Annotated in this window: 16 protein-coding genes; 6 read left to right on the top strand and 10 right to left on the bottom strand. The window is 75.2% G+C overall.

Features of this window, described 5'->3' with window-relative positions; translation table 11 throughout:
• Positions 1 to 18: 18 nt before the first annotated feature.
• Both efeO and efeB read left to right on the top strand, forming a co-directional pair.
• Entirely contained in the window at positions 19 to 1,167 is a 1,149-nt protein-coding gene (gene efeO / locus ND486_RS20450) for an iron uptake system protein EfeO (RefSeq protein WP_251785855.1), read from the top strand.
• On the top strand, positions 1,164 to 2,393 hold the full coding sequence (gene efeB / locus ND486_RS20455) for an iron uptake transporter deferrochelatase/peroxidase subunit (RefSeq protein ID WP_251785857.1): 1,230 nt from the start codon (positions 1,164 to 1,166) through the stop codon (positions 2,391 to 2,393). The genes efeO and efeB overlap by 4 nt, the downstream gene beginning before the upstream one ends.
• Before the next feature lie 67 nt (positions 2,394 to 2,460).
• Here the strand turns inward: efeB and ND486_RS20460 are convergent, their stop codons facing one another.
• The 7 genes from ND486_RS20460 to ND486_RS20490 form a co-directional block, all read right to left on the bottom strand.
• Positions 2,461 to 3,198, bottom strand: coding sequence for a lytic transglycosylase domain-containing protein (locus tag ND486_RS20460; protein WP_251785859.1), 738 nt, complete (start codon positions 3,196 to 3,198; stop codon positions 2,461 to 2,463).
• Positions 3,199 to 3,240: 42 nt separating this feature from the next.
• Positions 3,241 to 4,167, bottom strand: a complete 927-nt coding sequence (locus ND486_RS20465; RefSeq protein WP_251785861.1) for a MazG family protein — start codon at positions 4,165 to 4,167, stop codon at positions 3,241 to 3,243.
• Positions 4,167 to 5,090 (bottom strand): SurA N-terminal domain-containing protein, encoded by a 924-nt coding sequence (locus ND486_RS20470; RefSeq protein ID WP_251785863.1) that lies wholly within the window; start codon positions 5,088 to 5,090, stop codon positions 4,167 to 4,169. The genes ND486_RS20465 and ND486_RS20470 overlap by 1 nt, the downstream gene beginning before the upstream one ends.
• 13 nt (positions 5,091 to 5,103) lie before the next feature.
• Entirely contained in the window at positions 5,104 to 8,673 is a 3,570-nt protein-coding gene (locus ND486_RS20475; RefSeq protein WP_251785865.1) for a S41 family peptidase, read from the bottom strand.
• The gene (locus ND486_RS20480; RefSeq protein ID WP_251785866.1) at positions 8,670 to 9,857 is read right to left on the bottom strand and encodes a type III PLP-dependent enzyme; all 1,188 of its coding nucleotides are present in this window, start codon (positions 9,855 to 9,857) and stop codon (positions 8,670 to 8,672) included. The genes ND486_RS20475 and ND486_RS20480 overlap by 4 nt, the downstream gene beginning before the upstream one ends.
• Before the next feature lie 285 nt (positions 9,858 to 10,142).
• Positions 10,143 to 13,766: a transcription-repair coupling factor gene (gene mfd, locus ND486_RS20485; RefSeq protein ID WP_251785951.1), complete on the bottom strand. Its 3,624-nt coding sequence runs from the start codon at positions 13,764 to 13,766 to the stop codon at positions 10,143 to 10,145.
• Between the two features lie 197 nt (positions 13,767 to 13,963).
• On the bottom strand, positions 13,964 to 14,788 hold the full coding sequence (locus tag ND486_RS20490; RefSeq protein ID WP_251785868.1) for a siderophore-interacting protein: 825 nt from the start codon (positions 14,786 to 14,788) through the stop codon (positions 13,964 to 13,966).
• Positions 14,789 to 14,978: 190 nt separating this feature from the next.
• Here ND486_RS20490 and ND486_RS20495 point away from each other — a divergent pair, with 190 nt between their 5' ends.
• The 4 genes from ND486_RS20495 (at position 14,979) to ND486_RS20510 (ending at position 17,479) form a co-directional block, all read left to right on the top strand.
• Complete coding sequence (locus ND486_RS20495; RefSeq protein WP_062400283.1) at positions 14,979 to 15,860, top strand: hypothetical protein; 882 nt, start codon at positions 14,979 to 14,981, stop codon at positions 15,858 to 15,860.
• An 89-nt stretch (positions 15,861 to 15,949) separates the two neighbouring features.
• On the top strand, positions 15,950 to 16,531 hold the full coding sequence (gene nthA, locus ND486_RS20500; protein ID WP_178374482.1) for a nitrile hydratase subunit alpha: 582 nt from the start codon (positions 15,950 to 15,952) through the stop codon (positions 16,529 to 16,531).
• On the top strand, positions 16,528 to 17,187 hold the full coding sequence (gene nthB / locus ND486_RS20505) for a nitrile hydratase subunit beta (protein WP_251785870.1): 660 nt from the start codon (positions 16,528 to 16,530) through the stop codon (positions 17,185 to 17,187). The genes nthA and nthB overlap by 4 nt, the downstream gene beginning before the upstream one ends.
• Complete coding sequence (locus tag ND486_RS20510) at positions 17,174 to 17,479, top strand: nitrile hydratase accessory protein (protein WP_062400279.1); 306 nt, start codon at positions 17,174 to 17,176, stop codon at positions 17,477 to 17,479. The genes nthB and ND486_RS20510 overlap by 14 nt, the downstream gene beginning before the upstream one ends.
• Here the strand turns inward: ND486_RS20510 and ND486_RS20515 are convergent.
• From ND486_RS20515 to ND486_RS20525, 3 genes are read right to left on the bottom strand one after another with little or no spacing between them, the layout of a single operon-like run.
• Entirely contained in the window at positions 17,476 to 18,981 is a 1,506-nt protein-coding gene (locus tag ND486_RS20515; RefSeq protein WP_251785872.1) for a GntP family permease, read from the bottom strand. The two genes, ND486_RS20510 and ND486_RS20515, sit on opposite strands and share 4 nt — an antisense overlap.
• On the bottom strand, positions 18,978 to 20,609 hold the full coding sequence (locus ND486_RS20520) for an amidohydrolase family protein (protein WP_251785874.1): 1,632 nt from the start codon (positions 20,607 to 20,609) through the stop codon (positions 18,978 to 18,980). The genes ND486_RS20515 and ND486_RS20520 overlap by 4 nt, the downstream gene beginning before the upstream one ends.
• On the bottom strand, positions 20,609 to 21,856 hold the full coding sequence (locus ND486_RS20525; protein ID WP_251785876.1) for an amino acid deaminase: 1,248 nt from the start codon (positions 21,854 to 21,856) through the stop codon (positions 20,609 to 20,611). The genes ND486_RS20520 and ND486_RS20525 overlap by 1 nt, the downstream gene beginning before the upstream one ends.
• Between the last annotated feature and the right edge of the window lie 31 nt (positions 21,857 to 21,887).

The following is a 21,887-nucleotide window of genomic DNA, read 5'->3' on the forward strand; positions in this document are numbered from 1 at the left end:
CCTCTAGGAGAACGCACGATGTCCCCCGTCACGCGCACGGCCGCCGGCCTGGCGTCGCTCACCGTCGCCGGCGCGCTGCTGGCCGGCTGCACCTCGACCGCCCCCACGGCGCAGGGGGCGGGCGACGGCGGCCCGATCACCGTGAACGCCACCGACACCGCCTGCGAGATCTCGACCGCGCAGGCCCCGGCCGGCACCGTCACCTTCCGGATCACCAACGCCGGCAGCAAGGTCACCGAGTTCTACCTCTACGCCACCGGTGACCGGATCATGGGCGAGGTCGAGAACATCGGCCCGGGGCTGTCCCGCGACCTGATCGTCGAGGTCCCCGACGGCGGCACCTACACCACCGCCTGCAAGCCCGGCATGTCCGGCGACGGCATCCGCGCGCCGTTCACCGTGACCGGCTCCGCGCAGCGCGCCACCGACACCGACGCCGAGCTCGCCGCCGCCACCGCCGGCTACAAGCGCTACGTCGACTCCCAGGTCGGCGCGCTCGTCCCGAAGACCCAGGAGTTCGCCGACGCGGTCAAGGCCGGCGAGGTCGAGAAGGCCAAGGCGCTGTTCCCGGTCGCGCGCACCTACTGGGAGCGCATCGAGCCCGTCGCCGAGTCCTTCGGCGACATCGACCCGAGGATCGACGGCCGGGAGGACGACGAGCGTGACCCGGGCGTCGGCTTCACCGGGTACCACCGGCTGGAGAAGGACCTGTGGGTCACCGGCCTGCAGCCCGACTCGGCCGCGATCGCCGACCGGCTCACCGCCGACATCACCGACCTGGCCGCGCGCACCCGGACCGTCGAGCTGACCCCGGTCCAGCTCGCGAACGGCGCGAAGGAGCTCCTCGACGAGGTCGCCACCGGCAAGATCACCGGCGAGGAGGACCGCTACTCCCACACCGACCTGTGGGACTTCGCCGCGAACGTCGAGGGCTCCCGCGCCGCGGTCGCCGCACTCCGCCCGACGATCGACGCCAACGACCCCGCGCTCGGCCCGGTGCTCGACCAGCGGTTCGAGGCCGTCGAGACGCTGCTGCAGGGCTACCGGGTCGGCGACGGCTACCGGCTCTACACCCAGCTGACCCCGGAGGACACCCGCGCGATGACCGCGGCCGTCGACGCGCTGTCCGAGCCGGTCAGCAAGGTCGCGGGCACCGTGACGGCATGAGCCCGTGGCACCTGTCCCGGCGACGGCTGTTCGGCCTGGCCGGCGCCGGAGCGGCGCTGGCCGGGGCGGGCGCGGCCGCGGGCTACGGGCTGTCCGGCGCGCCCGCCGCCGACGGCGTCGTCGCCTTCCGCGGCGAGCACCAGGCCGGGATCGTCACCCCGGCCCAGGACCGGCTGCACTTCGTCGCGCTCGACCTCACCTCGACCGACCGCGCCGCCGTCGCCGACCTGCTGCGCCGCTGGACCGCCGCGGCCGAGCGCATGACGAGTGGCCGGGAGACCGCCGAGGGCGGCGCGATCCCGGCCAACCGCTACGCCGCCCCGGCCGACACCGGCGAGGCGCTCGGGCTCCCGGCCGCGTCGCTGACGCTGACCTTCGGCGTGGGCCCGGGGTTCTTCGACAAGCTCGGGATCGCCGACCGCCGCCCGCCCCAGCTCGCCGGGCTCCCCCGGTTCCAGAGCGACCGGCTCGACCCGGCCCGCTCCGGCGGGGACCTGTGCATCCAGGCCTGCGCCGACGACCCGCAGGTGGCCGTGCACGCGGTCCGCAACCTGGTCCGCGACGGCTTCGGCGTCACCGAGGTGCGCTGGTCGCAGCTGGGGTTCGGGCGGACGTCGTCGACCTCGACCGGGCAGGCGACCCCGCGCAACCTCTTCGGCTTCAAGGACGGCACGAACAACCTCAAGGCCGAGGAACCCGATCTGCTCGCGCAGCACGTGTGGGTCGGCGACGAGGGCCCGGACTGGCTGCGCGGCGGGTCCTACCTGGTTGCCCGCCGGATCCGGATGCACATCGAGACCTGGGACCGCTCCGGGCTCGACGAGCAGGAGCAGATCATCGGCCGAGACAAGGGTGAGGGCGCTCCGTTGACCGGCACGGCCGAGTTCGACCTCGCCGACCTGGCCGCCTCCGGTCCGTCGGGGCCGGTCATCCCGGACGACAGCCACATCCGGCTCGCCTCCGCCGAGGCGAACGGTGGCGCTCGGATGCTGCGGCGCGGCTACAACTTCGTCGACGGCACCGACGGCCGCGGCCACCTCGACGCCGGGCTGTTCTTCGTCGCGTTCGTGCGCGACCCGCTGGCGCAGTACGTGCCGATGCAGCGCAGGCTGGCCCGGTCCGACGCGCTCAGCGAGTACCTGGAGCACAACGGCTCGGCGGTGTTCGCGGTCCCACCCGGCCTCGCCGAGGGCGACGACCACTGGGGCCGCGCGCTCCTCGGCTGACCCGCACGCCGCGTCCCGGCACGGCCGCGCCCGCCGGGGTGCGGGCCGGGCCAGGGGGCGGGCCGGGTCAGGGGGCCGGCGGCGCGGGGGCGGTGGTGCGCTGCGCGTAGTCCGCGGCGGCGGCCCACACGTCGCGGGCGTAGTCGCCCGAGGCGTTGTAGGCGAGCACCCCTCGCCACCAGTCGTCGGCGTCGGCGACGTCGCGCCCGTTCGCGCACAGGTACCCGGCCGCGGCGAGCGCGGCGTCGTCGACCTGCTGCGGGTCGGCGACGCCGTCACCGTTGCCGTCCGCGCCGTAGCGCGCCCAGGTCCCGGGCAGGAACTGCATCGGCCCGACCGCGCGGTCCAGCACCGGGTCGCCGTCGAGGCGGCCGCCGTCGGTGTCGGCCACCCGGCGGGTGCCGCCGGTGCCGTCGAGCGGGATGCCGATGATCGGCGGGTCGACGCGGCCGTCCGGGCCGGGCTCGGCACCGCGGAAGGTCGCGTGCCGGGACTCGATCCGCCCGACCCCGGCCAGCGTCGCCCAGCTCAGCCGGCAGTCCGGGGTGCGCTCGCGCTGGCGCAGCTCGGCGTTCGCGTAGGCCTGCAGGGTCCGCTCGGGGATGTCGGCCTCGGCCGCGGTCGCCCGGGCCCACGCGACGACGTCGGTGCCCGCGGGCAGCGGCGCGGACGCGGGCGGGGCGGACTGCCTGTCGACCGGGGTCCGGGGCAGCGACGGCCCGAAGTCCGGGCCGGTCGCCAGCGAGACGAGCACGATCAGGGCCAGGATGCCGCCGATGGCCGCGAGCAGCGACTGGGTGCGCACGCTCACACGTTACCGGCGGGTATCACCCGATCGGGGTGGGGGTCAGGGACCGTCCCAGTAGCGGCGCCAGTCCTCGGCGGTCAGCGCGTGCGGGTCGAGCCCGTCGGCGGCGGCGGCCTTCTCCGCCGACCGCACCCGCGCCTCGAACTCCCGGGCGGCCGTGCGCAGCGCGGCCTCCGGGTCGGCACCGCCGAGCTGTGCGGCCGCGGCCAGCCGGAACAGCGCCGCACCGGCACCGTCGTCGGCGGGCAGCAGGTCCGCGGGCAGCCCCGCCTTCGCCGTGCGGGAGGTCAGCTTCGCGGCGAGCGCGACGGCCGGCTGCACCGTCGCGATGCCGTCGACACTGGACTCGCGCTGCTTCTCGGCGCGCTTGAGCTCGTCCCAGCGGCGGTCCTGGTCGGCGGCCGTGGCGACCTGCTCCCCCGCGGCGAACACGTGCGGGTGGCGGCCGACGAGCTTGTCGACCAGCCCGGTCGCGACCTCGTCGATCCCGAACGGGGCGCCGTCGTGCTCGGTGGCGACGCGGGCGTGGAACAGCACCTGCAGCAGGACGTCGCCGAGCTCCTCGCGCAGCTCGGTGCGGTCACCGTCCTCGATGGACTGGTAGAGCTCGTAGCACTCCTCGACGAGGTAGCGCAGCAGCGAGGTGTGGGTCTGCTCGGCGTCCCACGGGCAGCCGCCGGGCGAGCGCAGCCGGTCCATCACCGCGACGGCGTCGAGCACCGCGTGCCCGGTGGGCGGCGGCACCGCACCGGGGTGCACGGCGGCGGGGTGGCCCGCCGGGACCAGCAGCACCGTGCCGTCGGCGAGCCCGGCGGGGTCGGTGCCGGTCCAGTCGGCGGCTCCGGCGGCGGCGCCGGCGTCGAGACCGGGCACGGCGAGCACGTCGGTCGCGGAGCGCAGCAGCGGCAGCGCCGCGGCCGGGAGCGCGGCCCCGCGCCGAGGGCAGACGACGACCGTGGCGGCCATCAGGGAGCGGGCGGGGTCGGGTTGCCCGCGGCGACCGGGAACACCACGGAGGCGTCCTCGGCGGTCGGTACGGCGAGCATCTGGATCGGGTCCCACTCGCCGTAGCGGGGGTTGAGCTGCACCCCCGTGCGCAGCGCGGTGGGGGTGAGCATGCGGATCCCCGCCTCGGACAGCGACCGCTGGTCCAGCTGGCCGACCGCGTCGCCCGGGGCGGGGGCGCCGAGGTCGCGCTCGGTCACCCGCACCACGACCCAGCCCTGGCCGCTGCCCAGCGGGAACGCCGCGACCCAGCCGGCCGGGATCCCGATCAGCGGGGTGAGCGCGGCCTGCGGGGTCTCGGCCGGGCGGATCGCGAGCCCGCGCTGGGTGGTGCCGGCACCGGCCAACGCCGTCTCGGCCCGCTGCCCGCCGGCGGCGACCTCACGGGCCAGCGTGGTGGCCTGTGCCCGGTCCTGGGCGACCGCGACGTCCGCGGTCACCGACAGCCGCGGCAGCTCGCGGCGGGCGAGCTCGGACAGGGTCAGCTCGTCCCGGGTGGCGGCCTGCGCACCGCCGACCGCCAGCGACGACTCCTGCACCGCCTGCTCGCCGCCCTGCCGGGCGATCGCCGCGGCGACCTGCTGGTCGGACACGGTGACACCCTGCTCCGGGGCGGTCAGGCCGATCAGGTCGCGGATCACCAGCTGGGACACCACGGCCCGCCCGATGTCGGCCTCGGACCCGCCCTGGGCCTTGAGACCGTCGACCAGCCCGGGCCGGGTGAGCACCGAGGTGATCGCGGGCTGCACGGTGGCGAGCGGGATCGACGTCTCGCCGACGATCGCGGCTGAGTCGACCCGGCTCGGTCCGGTGCCGCAGCCGGCCCCGGTGACAGCGACGGCCCCGACGATCAGCAGGGCGGCGGTGATCCTGCGAGTGCGCACGGCGGTCAGCCTCTCACGCGATGTGGTGCCGATCTCCCCCGCCCGGCCGACCCGGTAGCGCGGGCCGGGCCGCCGACGGCCGCCCCGCGAGGTCCGGCGGCCGCGCGGGCGGGTGCTCGTCGAGCCGGGCCAGGGCGATCGCGATCGCCCGGTCCAGCTGCGGGTCCCGTCCCGCCGCCCGGTCCTGCGGGGTCACCACCACCTCCACGTCGGGGTCGACGCCGTGGTTCTCCATCGTCCAGCCGACGTCGTCGAACCAGGTGGCGTAGCGGGGCTGGGTCACCAGGGTGCCGTCGACGAGCCGGTAGCGGCTGTCGATGCCGATCACCCCGCCCCAGGTGCGGGTCCCGACGACCGGGCCGACCCCGAGCCGCTTGATGGCGGCGGTGACGATGTCGCCGTCGGAGCCCGAGCGCTCGTCGGCCAGGGTCACCACCGGCCCGCGCGGCGCCTGCTCGGGGTAGGTGGCGGGTGCGCCGTGCCGGGGCAGGTCCCACCCGATGACGCGGCGGGCGAGCTTCTCCACCACCAGCTGCGAGGTGTGGCCGCCGCGGTTGCCGCGCACGTCGAGCAGCAGGCCGTCCTTCGCGGTCTCGCGGGCGAGGTCGCGGTGCAGCTGGGCCCAGCCGTAGCCCATCATGTCCGGCACGTGCAGGTAGCCCAGCCGCCCGCCGGAACGCCCGGCGACCTCGGCGCGCAGCCGGGCCACCCGGTCCTGGTAGCGCAGCTCGTCCTCGGAGTGCAGCGGGCGCACCGCGACGCGGCGGACGGTGCCCGCGTCGGGCCGGTCGGGACCGGAGCGCACGGTGAGCTCCACGGTGCTCCCGGCCGTCGCGACGAGCAGTGGCGCGACCCCCCAGTGCGGGTCCAGCGGGCGCCCGTTCACCTCCAGCAGCACGTCCCCGGCCCGCACGTCGACGCCCGGCCCGGACAGCGGGCTGCGCGCGGCGGGCGCGGAGGTCTCCGGCGGCAGGACGCGCCGGACCCGCCACCCCGGTCCGCCTGCCGGGTCGGGTTCCAGGTCCGCCCCGAGCAGGCCGGGGCGCCCGGTCGGGTCGCCGCCGGCGCCGCCGCCCAGGACGTAGGCGTGCGAGGTCCCCAGCTCGCCGTGCAGCTCCCACAGCACGTCGAGCAGGTCGTCGTGGCTCCCGGCCCGGTCGACCAGCGGCCGGTACCGGGCGGTCTCGGCGGCCCAGTCGACCCCGGCCATGTCCTCGACCCAGAAGTGGTCGCGCATGAGGCGGGCGGTCTCGTCGAACATCTGCCGCCACTGGGCGACCGGGTCGACGGTGACCACGAGCCGGCGGGTGTCGATCGTGAACTCGTCGCCGCCCGCGTCGTCCTCGGGTGCCGCGGAGCCGCCCCGGTCGGCGCGCAGCAGCCGCACCGTGCCCCGGTCGCGGACGACGAGCCGGGTGCCGTCGCCGCTCACCGCGAACGACGACGCCGGATCGGCGACCACGGTGACCGTGCGCCGGGCCAGGTCGAACCGCTCCAGCACGGCGCGGTCGGGCTCGGCGTCGTCGTCGGGGAGGCTGTCGCCGAGCACGCCGGTGCCGCCGGGCAGCCGCAGCCACACCAGGCCGCCCCGGACCGCGGAGAGCCGGGTGTAGCGGGCGGCCTCGACCGGCACGCCGACGATCCGGTCGGCCAGCCCCTCGACGTCGACGACGACCTCCGGTGGTACCTCGTCGGCGTCGCGTCCGGACCGGCGACGGCCGCCGCGCGCCCCGCTCCGGGCCTGCGTCCCGGCCCCGGTCGCCGCGGCCACCGCGCGGCCCGCACCGTCGGCGGCTCCGTCACCGGACGGCTCGGGCTCGTCGCCGGGCTCCGGCGGGGCCGGGGGCGTCGGCGGGGTCGCGGGCGGGTCGTCCGGGCCTTCGTCGGCCGGGTCCACCGGGCGGCCGTCCGGCCCCGCCCCGAACGGCGACGGCGTCCGCGCGGCCAGCGGCACCAGGAACGGCTTCCAGCCGGTGCCGAAGGTCAGGTCGAAGGAGTGCTCGTCGTAGCTGGGGTCGAACACCCGCCGGGACAGGAACGCCAGGTGCCTGCCGTCCGCGGTGAAGACCGGGTCGCTGTCGTGGAAGCGGGCCGGGGTGACCTCGGCGTGCTCGCCGTCGGCGACCCGGGTGAGCACGATCCGCGACAGCCCCTCGGGGGCCGGGTCGCACCAGGCCAGCCAGGCCGAGTCCGGTGACCAGGACACGTCGGAGGGCTCGCCCGCGGTGCCGCGGTGCAGCTCGCGCAGCTCCCCCACCGCCCGGGCCGGGACGGCCTCGTCGACCACGCCGTCGTCGGGCCGGTCGTCGGGGCCGGGCGCCGGGTCCGGTGCGGGATCGGCGCCGGTGTGCAGCACCAGCAGCCTGCCGTCGTGCGTGGTGAGCGCGACGGCGGACCCGTCCGGTGCCGGGGCCAGCTCCAGGACCCGTCCGATGCCGCCCGCGGCGTACCGCGCCCGCTCCGGGGCGTCCGGGAGGTGCGGGTCGAGCGGGGCCACGACCACGGCGTCCTCACCGGTCGCGTCGTCCACCCACACGGCGCGGTGCGTGCCGAGCGGGTGCGCGAGCCGGGCCCGCACACCGGGCTCGGCGAGCAGCGCGCGGGCGGGACCGTCGCGGTGGGTGAGCCGGTGCACGGTCCCGCGCACCGACACGATGCTCGTGCGGCCGGTGCGGTCGGGCCGGACCGGGCCGAGGTCGGCGGGCAGCGACGCGCGGAACGTCTCGCGGGCGCGCCGCGGCCCGCCGGGCCGGACGTCGATCCGGCGCGGCTGCGAGACGGCGGACAGGTCGTCCAGCAGGAAGATCTCCCCGGCCGACTCGTAGACCACCCGGCGCCCGTCGGTGCTGGCGTGCCGGGCGTAGAAGTCGGTGCCGCCGCCGGAGCCGTGGTCGGTGTGCCGGCGCAGGTCGGTGCCGGGGTCGGCGAGCGGGACGGAGTAGACGTTCCCCCAGCCCTCGTGGTCGGAGACGAACGCCAGCCGCGGGCCCGACCCGTCGTCGACGATCATGGGGCACTCCAGCTGCCCGGCCAGAGCGGCGAGGACCCGGGTGAACTCCCCCGTCCCGGCGGTGTCGAGCCACAGCCGGCCGGCGCGCCCACCGCGGTAGCGCTTCCAGTGGGCCGCGTCGCGCCCGCCCTCGACCTGGGTGAGCACGGCGGGTCCGCCGGGCTGGTGGGCGAGCGCGGTGAGCGTGCCGTACGGCAGCAGCCGCGGCGCCCCGCCGGTCGCCGGGACCGCGTACGCCCACAGCCGCGAGGTCGCGTCGCCGTGCGCGGACAGCGCGACCACCGCGCCGTCGGGGGTCCAGCCCGCGGCGCGCGTCGGCGCCTCGCCCCACCAGGTCAGCCGGGTGGGCGTGCCCCCCTCGGCGTCGACCCGGTACACCTCGGGTGCGCCGTCGCGCCGGGACGCGAACGCGACGGACCCGCCGTCGGGCGAGAAGCGCGGTGCGGTGACGGGCACCCCGTCCGCGGTCAGGCGGTGGGCCCGCCCGCCCTCGACCGGAGCCGTCCACAGGTCGTCCTCCGCGACCAGGACGACCGTGTCACCCGACAGATGGGGATGGCGCAGGAAGCTCACACGGCGACGTTAGCCGCACGCACCGACGATCCGGGCCCGCCCGCGGCGGGGTCGCCGGTGCAGACGCAGCGCAGCGGGGCGAAGCCGTTGAAGCCCACCGAGGAGTAGCTGGCGGTGTAGGCGCCGGTGTGCAGCAGCCGGACCACGTCACCGGCGCACAGGTCGTCGGGGAGCAGGTAGGGGTGCCTGCGGTAGAGCACGTCGGCGCTGTCGCAGGTCGGCCCGGCCAGGACGACCGGGGAGCGGGGGCCGTCGTCGTGCGCGGTGCGGATCGGGTAGCGGACCAGCTCGCCCTCGGTCTCGGCGAGCCCGCCGAAGCGGCCGACGTCGAGGTAGACCCAGCGCGGACCGGCGTCACCGTCCCGGTCGGACACGAGCACGACCTCGCTGTGGAGCGTCCCCGCGTCGGCGACGAGACCCCGGCCCGGTTCGATCATCAACTCCGGCCGGTCGTCGCCGAACTCCGCGGCGACCGCCTCGTGGATCGCGTCGCCGTAGTCCGACAGCGGGCGGACCTGCGTGTCGTAGTGCGCGGGGAAGCCGCCGCCGAGGTCGAGCAGGTCGGGTCGCAGCCCGCGGGCGCGGACCCGGCGGAACACCTCCGCGGCGTCGGCGATCCCGGCCCGCCACGCCCCCGGGTCGAGCTGCTGGGAGCCGACGTGGAACGACACGCCCGCGGCGCGCAGACCGGCCGCGTCGGCGTCGAGGAGCAACGACGCGGCCGCGGCCGTCGAACACCCGAACTTGCGGTCCAGCGGGAAACAGGAGCCCGCGCCGGTGCAGGTGACCCGGACGAACACCTCCGCCCCCGGCGCGCAGCGCGCGATCTTGGCCAGCTCGGCGGCCGAGTCGACGGCGAACCGGCGGACCCCGCTGCGGTGCGCGAACGCGATGTCGCGTTCCTTCTTCACGGTGCTGCCGTAGGAGATGTCAGCGGGCCGCGCGCCGGCCGCGAGGCACAGTTCCAGCTCCGGCCGGCTGGCGACGTCGAATCGCGCGCCGAGACCGACCAGGAATGCGACGAGCCGCGGGGCCGGATTCGCCTTGACCGCATAGAAAAGTTCCGCTCCGGGAAGTGCACATCCGAATTCGGCATACCGTTCCCGGACGGCGTCCAGGTCCAGCACCAGGTACGGAGTGCAGAGTTCGACGGATTCGGTGGAGACGGGACGGCGATCGGACATCGGACACACCTCTTTCCCGGAAACGGGGGGTTCACGACGGAAACGGCGTTCTGATCCGCCGTTGATCCGATCGTAAAACAGTGTGGATCACGCGCGTGGGGTGCCGTGGATCACCGGAGGAAACGGGAACCCACGTCGCGCGATTGATCCCGACAACTCCGGCGAGCAGTTCGCCGGCGTCCGTCCCGTTCCGTCCCGGAAACGGCACGGACGCCGACACCCGATGTTCTCCGGTGCAGCACCCGGTGTTCATCAACGCGGCGTCAACGCCGCGTCGGGGCCGCGTCAGGACGAGGCTGAGCTGTGCACCGGGGTGGAGGTCGGCACGATCTGCAGCAGCAGCTCCGCGCACCAGCCGAGCAGCTCGACGTCGCGCATGGCGGCGCCGCCGATCCGGTTGCCGTGCACCGGCTTGGGCACCGTGACGACCTGCGCGGCCGCCTTGTACTGCGCCTTGGGGTAGAGCCGGCGCAGCCGCAGCTGGGCGGAGTCGGGCAGCTGCATCGGACCGATCCGCAGCTGGGTGCCCGCCGAGGCGACCTCGCGGATGCCGAGGCGGCGGCAGAGCTGGCGGAACCGGGCGACCTCCAGCAGGTTGCGCACCGGGGTCGGCGGCTCGCCGTAGCGGTCGGTCAGCTCCTCGACGATCGCGGTGAGCGCGGCGTCGTCCGGCGCCTCGGCGATCTTGCGGTAGACCTCCAGGCGCAGCCGCTCGCCGTCGACGTAGTCGTGCGGGACGTGTGCGTCGACCGGGAGGTCGACCCGGACCTCCTGCAGCTCCTCCGGCTCGGCCCCGATCTCCCCGCCCGCCTGCCTGCGGAACGCCGCGACGGCCTCCCCGACCAGGCGGATGTAGAGGTCGAACCCGACGCCCGCGATGTGGCCGGACTGCTCGGCACCGAGGATGTTGCCCGCGCCGCGGATCTCCAGGTCCTTCATCGCGACGGCCGCGCCGGAGCCGAGCTCGGAGTGCTGGGCGATGGTGGCGAGCCGGTCGTGCGCGGTCTCGGTGAGCGGGTGCTCCGCCGGGAACAGGAAGTAGGCGTAGCCGCGGTCACGGCCACGCCCGACCCGGCCGCGCAGCTGGTGGAGCTGGGACAGGCCCAGCGTGTCGGAGCGCTCGACGATCAGGGTGTTGGCGTTGGAGATGTCCAGGCCGTTCTCGACGATCGTGGTGCAGATCAGGACGTCGAACTCGCGGTGCCAGAACGCGCTGACGGTCCGCTCCAGCAGGTCCTCGTTCATCTGCCCGTGCGCGACGGCGACCCGCGCCTCGGGGACGAGGTCCTGGATCTTCTTGGCCGCCCGGTCGATCGAGCTGACCCGGTTGTGCACGTAGAACACCTGGCCGTCGCGCAGCAGCTCGCGGCGCAGGGCGGCGGCGACCTGCTTGTCGTCGTAGGCGCCGACGTAGGTCAGGGTCGGGTGCCGCTCCTCGGGCGGGGTGGTGATCGCCGACATCTCGCGGATGCCGGCCAGGCTCATCTCCAGGGTCCGCGGGATCGGCGTCGCCGACAGGGTCAGCACGTCGACGTGCGCCCGGAGCGCGGTGATGTGCTCCTTGTGCTCGACGCCGAAGCGCTGCTCCTCGTCGACGATCACCAGGCCGAGGTCCTTGTAGCGGATGCCGGTCTGGAGCAGCCGGTGCGTCCCGACGACGACGTCGACCTGCCCGTCGGCGAGCTTCTCGATCGTCTCGCGCGCCTCGGCCGGGTCGGTGAACCGCGACAGCCCGCGCACGGTCACCGGGAACTGGCGCATCCGCTCGGAGAACGTCGACAGGTGCTGGGTGGCGAGCAGCGTCGTCGGGACGAGGACCGCGACCTGCTTGCCGTCCTGCACCGCCTTGAACGCCGCCCGCACCGCGATCTCGGTCTTGCCGAACCCGACGTCGCCGGAGATGACACGGTCCATCGGGACCGGACGCTCCATGTCCCGCTTGACCTCGTCGATCGCGGAGAGCTGGTCGGGGGTCTCGGTGTAGGGGAAGGCGTCCTCGAGCTCGCGCTGCCACGGGGTGTCCGCGCCGAACGCGTGCCCCGGCGAGGCCTGGCGCGCCGCGTAGAGCTGCACCAGACCGGCCGCGATGTCCTTGACCGCCTTGCGGGCGCGGCTCTTGGTCTTGGCCCAGTCCCCGCCGCCGAGCTTGTTGACGGCGGGCTGCTCGCCGCCCACGTAGCGGCTGATCTCGTCGAGGGCGTCGGTCGGCACGAACAGCCGGTCGGCGGGCTGGCCGCGCTTGGAGCTGGCGTACTCCAGCACCAGGTACTCGCGGGTGGCGCCCTGGACGGTGCGTTCCTTCATCTCGATGAAGCGACCGATGCCGTGCTGGTTGTGGACGACGAAGTCGCCGGGCTGCAGCACGGCCAGGTCGACGGCGTTGCGCTTGCGGGGGGTGGTCTTGCGCGGCGCGGTGTCGAGCCCGGCGCGGCTGCCGGTCAGGTCGGCCTCAGAGACGACGACCAGCCCGACCTCCGGCGCGGTGAACCCGTTCAGCACGCGCCCGCAGGTGACGGTGACGATCCCCTTCTCCGGGGCGTCGGCGAGCACCGGGACGGCGGAGGCGGGGACCTCGGCCTCGCGCAGCTGCTCCAGCGAGCGGTCGGCGGTGCCCTGCCCGGCCAGCACGAGCACCGCGGCGCCGCCGGTGGCGACGTGCGCGCGCAGGTCGGTCAGCGCGCGGTCGGTGTCGCCCCGGTAGGGCTCGATCTCGTGCACGCCCGCCACGACGACGTCGTCGGAGCCCGACAGCAGCGGCGACAGCGAGACCACGGGGCGGCCGGTCGCCGTCGCGTGGTCCAGCGTGACGCGCAGGTCGCGGTAGGCCGACCCGGAGACGTCGATCGGGGCCTCGCCGCCGGAGCCGGACGCCAGCCAGGACGCCTCCAGGAACTCCTGCCCGGTGCGCACGAGGTCCGCGCAGCGGGTGCGGATGCGCTCGGGGTCGGCGAGCAGCACCCGCGTCCCGTCCGGGAGCAGGTCGGTGAGCGTCTGCATCTCCCCGCCGACCAGCGCCGGGATCAGCGACTCCATGCCCTCACCGGGGATGCCCTCGGACAGCTTCTCCAGCAGCTCGCGCAGCGGGTTGCGGTTGAGGCCCGCGGTCTCGGGCTGCTCCAGGGCCAGCTCGCCGGCCCGCTCGCGCACCGGCGTGGTGAGCAGCAGCTCGCGGCACGGCGGCACGTCGATCCGCGTGACCTCGCCGACCGAGCGCTGGTCCGCGACGGAGAACGACCGCACCTCGGAGACCTCGTCGCCCCAGAACTCGACACGCACCGGGTGCTCGGCGGTCGGCGGGAAGATGTCGAGGATGCCGCCGCGCACGGCGAACTCGCCGCGGGTGGTGACCATCTCGGCGCGGCTGTAGGCCAGCTCGACCAGCCGCACCAGCAGCTGCTCGAAGTCGTACTCCTCGCCGACGGCCAGCGTCACCGGGGCGAGCGTGCCCAGCCCGGGCGCGACCGGCTGGATCAGGCTGCGCGCCGCGGTCACGACCACCCGAGGGGCGGTCTCCGCCGAGGAGAGCCGGTGGAAGATCGTCAGCCGGCGGGCGACGGTGTCCGGGCGCGGGGACAGCTTCTCGTGCGGCAGCGTCTCCCAGCTCGGCAGTACGACGACCGGCGCGCCCGCGCAGTCGTGCACCGTGTCGGCGGCGGCGCCCGGCGCCTCGCCGTGGCCGAGCAGGTCCGACACCGCGGCCGCGAGGTCCTCGGCCTCCCGGTCGGTGGCGGTCACGGCGAGCACCGTGGAGGTCTCGGCGAGCCCGGCGGCGAGCAGCGGACGCACCGCGGAGGGGCCCTCGACCTGCACGGCAGGCGTCTCACCGGCGCGGGTGTCCGCGGCACGGGCGGCGTCGACGGCGGCGCGGAGACCGGCGTCGGACAGGGCGGAGGTGAGCAGACCGGACAGGATGGCCACGACGGCGCTGGCTCCTCGGTGGAGGTGGGCTGGCGGTGCGCGCGGCGACGGGGACCGGCCGCGGGCAGGACAGACCCCTGCCCGGGTCGCGGTAGGGCTCCCGACCCGGTCGGGGTGCCGACCTCCGAGTTTACGCCTGACCCACGCGGGCGCCGACCGAGGCGTCCGTGTCCCGCGGCACGCCTCGCTCAGAGCAGCCCGTCGCGCTCCAGGGTCGCCTCGTAGATGTCGAGCATCCGCTCGTCGTCGCCCCCGGCGGCGACGGCCGCGTCGGCGTAGGCCTTCTCGAAGCGCTCCTGATTGGCCTGCCAGGTGCGACGGAAGGTGTCGGCGTCACGACGCCAGTAGCCGAGCACGCCGTAGGCGCCGGGCGGCAGGCCGCGCTCGTGGCGCAGGTGCTTGCGGGCGGCACGGGTCGCGGACGCCTCACCGCCGACGTAGACGTAGCCGGGCCCGTCCGGCAGCGCCAGCCCGGCGACGATCTCCGCCAGCCGACTGCCGGTCTCGCTCGCGGGCTCGCGCCGGACCCGCGCCCGCGTGGGGAAGTCGGCCGGGACCTCGTCGATCTCCAGGACGACCTCGGTGTCGATGCCCTCGGGGGTCTCGGTGACGATCCGGGCGAGCGCGGGGAGCGCGGCCGCGTCGCCGACGAGGATCTGCCAGCCGACGCCGGCCGGGCGCTTGAACCAGCTGTTCGAGTGCGAGACCTCGATCTCGTCGCCGACGCAGGCCCGCCGGGCCCAGCCCGCGCCGACCCCGCCGGGGTGGCAGACCAGGTCGATGGACGCCCGGGTGCGGCAGGGGCTGACCTCGCGCAGGGTGTACCAGCGACCGTGGTCGTCGCGGCCGCCGTCGGGCAGCGGGAAGTGGAAGACGCAGGCCTCGTCGGGGACGCCCGGCAGGCCGAGACCGGCGAGCCCCTCCCCCTCGAGCTCGGCCCGGACGAAGACGTCCGAGAGCCGCTGCAGACCCACCACGCGGACCGCCGCCCGGTCCTCGGTCACGACCGACATCGCCGCCTCCTCCATAGGTGAGGCTCAGCTAACCACGACGGAGCGGGCCACACCAAACGGATCTTCCGGACACGGTGTCGCACAGCACGACTACTACGACGCATCGTAGATGCTCACCCGATCGTGTGCGCTAGCGTCGACAGGCGTCAGGCGGGTTTACGACCCCCGAGCCAGCACGGAGGAGCAAGCGGTGATCACGGTCTACCTCAACCGCCGGATCGACGACGACGCGCGCCGCGAGTCCCTGTTCCGGGGCGACTTCCACCTCTACAGCGGGATCGGCGGCGCGAACGCCCTCGCCGACCACGCCAAGGACCTGATCGGTCAGGCCTTCGAGGGTCTGGACCCGGAGCGGGCCCAGTACGAGATGGACGTCGACGAGTTCGTCCGCCGCGTCGAGCCGCTCAAGCGCGAGTTCACCAACGGCGACCGGACCAAGGCGCTCTGCCAGCAGTTCGCCGTCGACTTCGGCGTCGACCCCGAGCGCACCTACTTCGACATCCCGCGGCTGCGCGTGATCCCGGCCGACCAGTTCCTCACCGCCGGTGTGTCCTACAACTACAAGGCGCACCGCGACATGTGGTACGGCCACCCGCAGCAGCTCGTGAACTACTGGACCCCGGTGTTCGACGTCGTCGGCGACAACGTCATGAGCATGTACACCGACTACTTCGACCGCCCGGTGAAGAACGGCTCGAACCAGTACGACTACGACGAGTGGGTCGCCAAGCACCGCACCGCGGCCGCCGGCGAGAAGACCACCGACACCCGTCCGCACCCGCTCCCGCTGGAGGACTTCGAGTCCCGCGGCGAGATCCGGATCGCCGGGCAGTCGGGTGACGTGTTCATGTTCTCGTCGAACCACCTGCACGCGTCGGCGCCGAACACCTCCGACGTCACCCGGTTCTCCTACGACCTGCGCACGATCAACCTCGACGACGTCAGGGCCGGCCGCGGCCCGCGCAACGTCGACTCGGGCGCGACCGGCACCACGCTGGGCGACTTCCTGCGGGTCTCCGACCTCGCCCCGCTGAAGGCCGAGGAGTTCGAGGACGCACTCACGCACGCCTGAGCCCACCGCCCTCCCGACGGCCCGGTACCGCGAGGTGCCGGGCCGTCGTGCTCTCGACGCCCCGGCCCCGCCTGGCTAGCGTCCTCCCGATGAGCGGTGAGCTGCGACCGGTGGACGCCCGCGTGCGGGCACTCGAGTCGATCCTGGTCGAGAAGGGCTACGTCGACCCGGCCGCACTCGACGAGATCATCGAGACCTACCAGCACCGGGTCGGCCCGCGGAACGGCGCGCACGTCGTCGCCCGGTCCTGGACCGACCCGGACTTCGCGGCCCGGCTCGCCGACGACGCGACCGCGGCGGTCGCCGAGCTCGGCTACGGCGGTCGCGGCGGCGAGCACCTCGCCGCGGTGTTCAACTCACCGCGCGAGCACCACCTCGTCGTCTGCACCCTGTGCTCCTGCTACCCGTGGCCGGTGCTGGGCCTGCCGCCGGTCTGGTACAAGTCGCCGGCCTACCGGTCGCGCGCGGTGCTGGACCCGCGCGGCGTGCTCGCCGACTTCGGGACCGTGCTCGACGACGACGTCGCCATCCGGGTGCACGACTCCACCTCCGAGCTGCGCTACCTGGTCGTCCCGCAGCGCCCGGCCGGTACCGACGGCTGGTCCGCCGACGAGCTCGCCGCGATCGTCTCCCGCGACGCCATGATCGGTACCCGGCTGGTGTCGGCGTGAACGGCGCGCACGACCTCGGCGGCGCGATGGGCTTCGGACCGGTGGAGCCCGAGCCGGAGGACGTCCGGTTCCACGCGGGCTGGGAGCCGCTGGTGCTGGCTCTGACCCTCGCCGCGGCCCGCCCGGGCGGCTGGTCGATCGACGAGTCCCGGCACGCCCGCGAGTCGCTCCCGCCGCCGGTCTACCTGACCCTGACCTACTACGAGATCTGGCTCGCGGCGACCGAGGAGCTGCTGGTCACCCACGGTCTGGTCGGCGCCGACGAGCTCGACGCCGGGCGTTCCCTGCGCCCGCGCTCCGACGCCCCGGCCGCGCTGGACGCCGACGCCGCCGCCCGGGTGCTGGCCACCGGCGCCCCCACCGAGCGCGACGGCACCGGCCCACCCCGGTTCGCCCCCGGCGACCGCGTGCGGGCCCGGGTGATGCACCCGCGCGGGCACACCCGGCTCCCCCGCTACGTCCGCGGCCGGTGCGGGACCGTCGAGACCCACCGCGGGACCCACGTGCTGCCCGACGCCCGCGCGCACGGCCACGGCGAGTGCCCGGAGCCGCTCTACACCGTGGTGTTCACCGGCCCCGAGCTGTGGGGCCCGGACGCCGACCCGACCACGACCGTCTCCGTCGACGCCTGGGAGTCCTACCTTGAGCCCGCCTGACGGCCCGGTCTTCGACGAGCCGTGGCAGGCGAGCGCGTTCGCGCTGGCCGTGGCCCTGCAGGACACCGGGACGCTGGACCGGCAGGAGTTCGCCGAGACCCTGGGCGCCGAGCTGGACACCGGCCTGGCCTACTGGGACGCCTGGCTCGCCGCGCTGGAGCACCTGCTCGACGGGCTCGGCGTCGCCGACCGCGGCTCGGTCGAGGAGCGGACCGGCGCCTGGCTGCGTGCCGCCGTCGCGACCCCGCACGGCGCGCCGGTCACGCTCGACGCCGACCCGCTGCGCTCCTAGACGACGGCCCACACCAGCGCGGCCGCGGCGAACCCGACGACGGACAGGATCGTCTCCAGCACCGTCCAGGTCATCAGGGTCTGCTTCACCGTCATGTTGAAGTACTTGGCGACGATCCAGAACCCGCCGTCGTTGACGTGACTGGCGATGATCGACCCGGCCGACACGGCGACGACGATCAGCGCGAGCTGCGGCTGGCTGTAGCCGCCCGCGGCGACGGTCGGGCCGATGATGCCCGCCGTCGTCACGATGGCGACGGTCGCCGAGCCCTGGGCGATCCGCAGCGCCGCGCTGATCAGGTACGCCGAGGCGATCACCGGCAGCCCGATCGCGGTCATCGAGCCGGCCAGTGCGTCGCCGACGCCGGTGGTCTGCAGGACCTTGCCGAAGAACGCCCCCGCCCCGACGACGAGCAGGATCATCCCGACCGGGCGCAGCGACTCGCCGGAGATCCGGCCGAGCTCGGCCATCGACGTCCCGCGCCGGATGCCGAGCAGGTACAGCGCGAGCAGCACCGACAGCGTCAGCGCGATGGCCGGGGTGCCGAGCAGCACGAGGACGTCGCGGAGCACCGTGCCCTCGGGGAGCGTCACCCCCGCGACGGTCGCGGCGAGGATGAGCACCAGCGGGACCGCGATGATCGAGGAGATGAGCGCGACCGACGGGGGCGCGGCCACCCCGACCGCGGTCTGCGGGCCGGCCGTCTCCGCGGTGCGGACACCGGCCGTCCCGCCGCCCGGGTCGCCGTCGCCGTCGCCGGTGTCGCGCGCGGAACCGGCCGGGCCGGGGGCCGCGGCCGGGGCGGCCCCGCCGGGCAGGTCCTCGGGCACGCCGACCTGGATCCGCCGCCCGATGAACGAGCCCCACCAGACGCCGCTGACCAGCCAGGCGGGGATGCCGCAGAGCAGGCCCATCGCGATCACCCAGCCCATCCCGACGCCGAGCAGCCCGCCCGCGGTGACCGGTCCGGGGTGCGGCGGCAGGAACGCGTGGGTCATCGACAGCCCGGCGAGCATCGGCATCGCGTAGAGGACCAGCGAGCGGCCGCCGCGGCGCGCGGCCACGTAGACCAGCGGCGCGAGCACGAAGATGCCGATGTCGAAGAACACCGGGATGCCGAGCACCAGCCCGGTGACCCCCATCGCGAGCGGTGCGCCCTTCGGCCCGAACAGCCGGAGCAGCCGTTCGGTCAGGGCGTCCGCGCCACCGGAGCGCTCCATGATCGCGCCGAGCACGGTGCCCAGCCCGATGATCGGGGCGATGTGGCCGAGGATCCCGGCGAAGCCGGTCTCGAACAGCGAGTCCGACGCCTTGATCGGGGTGCCGACGAGGTCGGTGACCGACACGCCCGCGACGAGCGCGACCAGCACGCCGGTGACGATCAGCGCGATGAACGGCTCCAGCCGTAGTCGCATGATCATGATCAGCAGCAGCGCGACGCTGACGGCGGCGAGGGTGAGCAGGCCGGCCGTGTCGTTCTGCAGCCAGTCGAGGAAGGTCATCGTCGTCCTCCGGTGGGGTGGGTGCCCGGTGCGGTCCGGCCGTCGGCCCGGCGGCGCAGCGCGCGGCCGGCGAGCGCGTCGGTGCGCTCCCCGCCGTCGACCGCGAAGGCCCCGTTGACCAGGACGTACGGGATGCCGGCCGCCTGCTGGGCGGGCTCGGCGAAGGTGGCGGTGTCGGTGACGGTGTCCGGGTCGAACACGACCAGGTCGGCGGCCAGGCCCGGCCGGACGCGACCGCGGTCGGCCAGGCGGAGCCGGTCGGCGGCGCGCCCGGTGAGGTGGTGGACGCACTCCTCCAGGGAGAACAGCCCGAGCTCGCGGCAGTAGTGACCGAGGTAGCGGGGGAAGGTCCCCCAGGCCCGCGGGTGCGGCTTCGCGCCGACGAGCAGGCCGTCGCTGCCGCCGGTGTGCCGCGGGTGGCGCATGATCGCGCGGACGTTCTCCTCGTGCCCGACGTGCTGCAGGATGCCGGTCCCGAAGTCGTCGCGGAGCAGGATGTCCACGCAGGTGTCGAACGGATCCGCTCCGGTCGCGCCCGCGATGTCGGCGACCGTCCGCCCGACCGTCCCGGCGAGCTCGGGGTTCGTGACCCCGCTGATCTCGATCGTCTCCCACTCGGCGACGACGCCGTGGCAGCCGTCGGAGCCGTGGACCTCGAGGTCCTCGCGGATCCGGGCGAGTGCGGCCGGGTCGCGCAGCCGCTCGCGGGCCGCGTCGAGGCCGCCGGACTGGCACCAGCTGGGCAGGATCGCCGACAGCGTCGTCGCACCCGGCAGGTACGGGTAGGTGTCGAGGGTGATGTCGACGCCGCGGGCGACGGCCGTGTCGAGCAGCGTGATCAGCTCCCCGGCCCGGCCCTTGTTGGGGCCGAAGTTGAGCGTGGCGTGCGCCAGGTGCAGCGCGCACCCGGACCGCTCGGCGACGTCGACCATCTCGGCGTAGGCCTCCAGCGCGCCCGCGCCGTAGCTGCGGTGGTGCGGGGCGAAGAAGCCGCCCCGCTCCCCCACCGCGGCGCACAGCGCGGCGAGCTCGGCGCCGTCGGCGTACATGCCGGGGGTGTAGGTGAGCCCGGCCGAGAGACCGACCGCGCCCTGGTCCATGCCGGTGCGGACGACGTCGGCCATCCGGGCGATCTCCGCCCGCGTGGCGGGGCGGTCGTCCCAGCCGCAGACCAGCGCGCGGACGGTGCCGTGCGGGACGAGGTAGGCGGCGTTGCCGGCGATGCCCTCGTCGAGCCGGTCCAGGTACTCCGCGACGGTGCGCCAGGTGAAGAAGTCCGCGCCGGGGTCACCGTTCCAGCCGGCGATCGCGCGGCGCAGCACGGGCAGCACGTCGTCGTCGACGGGGGCGTAGGACAGCCCGTCCTGGCCGAGGACCTCGGTCGTCACGCCCTGGGAGACCTTCGCGAGGTGCGCGGGCTCGGTGAGCAGGCGCAGGTCGGAGTGGGCGTGCATGTCGACGAACCCGGGGGCGACGACCATCCCGTCCACGTCGACGACCCGCCCGGCCCGTCCGGCCGCGTCCGGCCCGACCGCGGCGATCCGGTCGCCCTCGACGAGCACGTCCGCGGTGTACCGGGGCCCGCCGGTCCCGTCGACGACGGTGCCGCCGCGCAGCAGCGTGCCCATCAGAAGAACGTCCGGACGAGCTCGACGACCTGCGGGTCGGGGTCCGCGCCGTCCAGCACCGGGATCCAGCGCCACTTGTCGAACGCGGTGCACGGGTGCGAGAGCCCGAGCCGGACGACCTGCCCGATCCGGACCTGCTCCTCGGTGCGCAGGAACGCGTGCTGGTCGTTGACGGCGGTGACGGTGCCGGTCAGCGGCCGCGAGGGCGACCCGAGGTCGTCGGCGATCCGCTGCGGCTCGGGCAGCCCCTCGTCGAACGGGACGTCGCGCTTTCCCGCGTCGAGCAGCGCGAGGCCGGGCTCGGGGGTCGACACCACCCGGGCGGTCACGTGCATGGCCGAGCGGAACGGGCGCTGCTCGTCGTCGCGGGCCAGCGGGGAGATGCCGCGGTAGAAGCCGTCGTCGTGGACGAGGTAGGCGCCCGAGCGCAGCACGACGCGGGTGCGCGCGTCGGCGAGCCCGGCCAGCGCGGCGACGACCTGGTCGAAGTAGGCGCTGCCGCCCGCGGTGACCACGACCTCGTCGGTCCCGTAGGACGGGGCGAGCCGGCGGTGCAGCTCGGCGAGGTCGTCGAGGTAGGCGCGGACGGTCGCCAGCGACGCCTCCGACGGGTCGTGCGCGAGCGCCCCCTCGTAGCCGCCGACCCCGGCCAGCGCCAGCGCCGGGCTGGCCACGACGGCCGAGGCCACCCGCTCGGCCTCGGCCAGGGTGCGCGCGCCGGTCCGGCCGCCGGGCGCCCCCAGCTCGACGACGACGGCGAGCGGCCGCGCCGGGGACCCCGCGGCGGTGGTCATCGCGGCGACGGCGTCGACCGAGTCGACCCAGCTCAGCACCTCCAGGTCCGGGTCGGCGTCACGCGCGGCGGCGACGGCCCGCACGCCCGCCGGGTCGACGAGCGCGTTCGCCAGCAGCACCCGTCGCACGCCGGCGTCGATCGCGATCCGCGCCTGCCACGGCGTCGCGACGGTGATCCCCCAGGCGCCGTGGCGCAGCTGCAGGTCCCACAGCGCGGGGGCCATCGTCGTCTTGCCGTGCGGGGCGAGGTCGACGCCGTGCGCGGCACACCAGCCGGCCATCCGCTCGGCGTTGGCGTGCAGGGCAGCCCGGTCGAGGGTGAGGACGGGTGTGGCCAGGTCCGACAGCCGCGGCCCGCCGGCGAGCCACTCGTCGACCGTACCGGGCAGCGGCGGGACCGACTTGGCGTACGGGCCGGGCCGTTCGGCGCCGAGCGACGCGTACCGGAGCATCCCGTTCTCCCCTCTGAGCAGGTACGTTGCG

The organism is Pseudonocardia sp. DR1-2, assembly GCF_023717215.1.
Lineage (GTDB): Bacteria > Actinomycetota > Actinomycetes > Mycobacteriales > Pseudonocardiaceae > Pseudonocardia > Pseudonocardia alni.

Excerpts from the sequence above, each read along its gene's own strand:
- efeO (WP_251785855.1), top strand. The coding sequence starts at position 19 with ATGTCCCCCGTCACGCGCACGGCCGCCGGCCTGGCGTCGCTCACCGTC.
- efeB (WP_251785857.1), top strand. The coding sequence starts at position 1,164 with ATGAGCCCGTGGCACCTGTCCCGGCGACGGCTGTTCGGCCTGGCCGGC.
- ND486_RS20465 (WP_251785861.1), bottom strand. The coding sequence starts at position 4,167 with ATGGCCGCCACGGTCGTCGTCTGCCCTCGGCGCGGGGCCGCGCTCCCG.
- ND486_RS20480 (WP_251785866.1), bottom strand. The coding sequence starts at position 9,857 with ATGTCCGATCGCCGTCCCGTCTCCACCGAATCCGTCGAACTCTGCACT.
- ND486_RS20490 (WP_251785868.1), bottom strand. The coding sequence starts at position 14,788 with ATGTCGGTCGTGACCGAGGACCGGGCGGCGGTCCGCGTGGTGGGTCTG.
- nthA (WP_178374482.1), top strand. The coding sequence starts at position 15,950 with ATGAGCGGTGAGCTGCGACCGGTGGACGCCCGCGTGCGGGCACTCGAG.
- ND486_RS20515 (WP_251785872.1), bottom strand. The coding sequence starts at position 18,981 with ATGACCTTCCTCGACTGGCTGCAGAACGACACGGCCGGCCTGCTCACC.
- ND486_RS20520 (WP_251785874.1), bottom strand. The coding sequence starts at position 20,609 with ATGGGCACGCTGCTGCGCGGCGGCACCGTCGTCGACGGGACCGGCGGG.
- ND486_RS20525 (WP_251785876.1), bottom strand. The coding sequence starts at position 21,856 with ATGCTCCGGTACGCGTCGCTCGGCGCCGAACGGCCCGGCCCGTACGCC.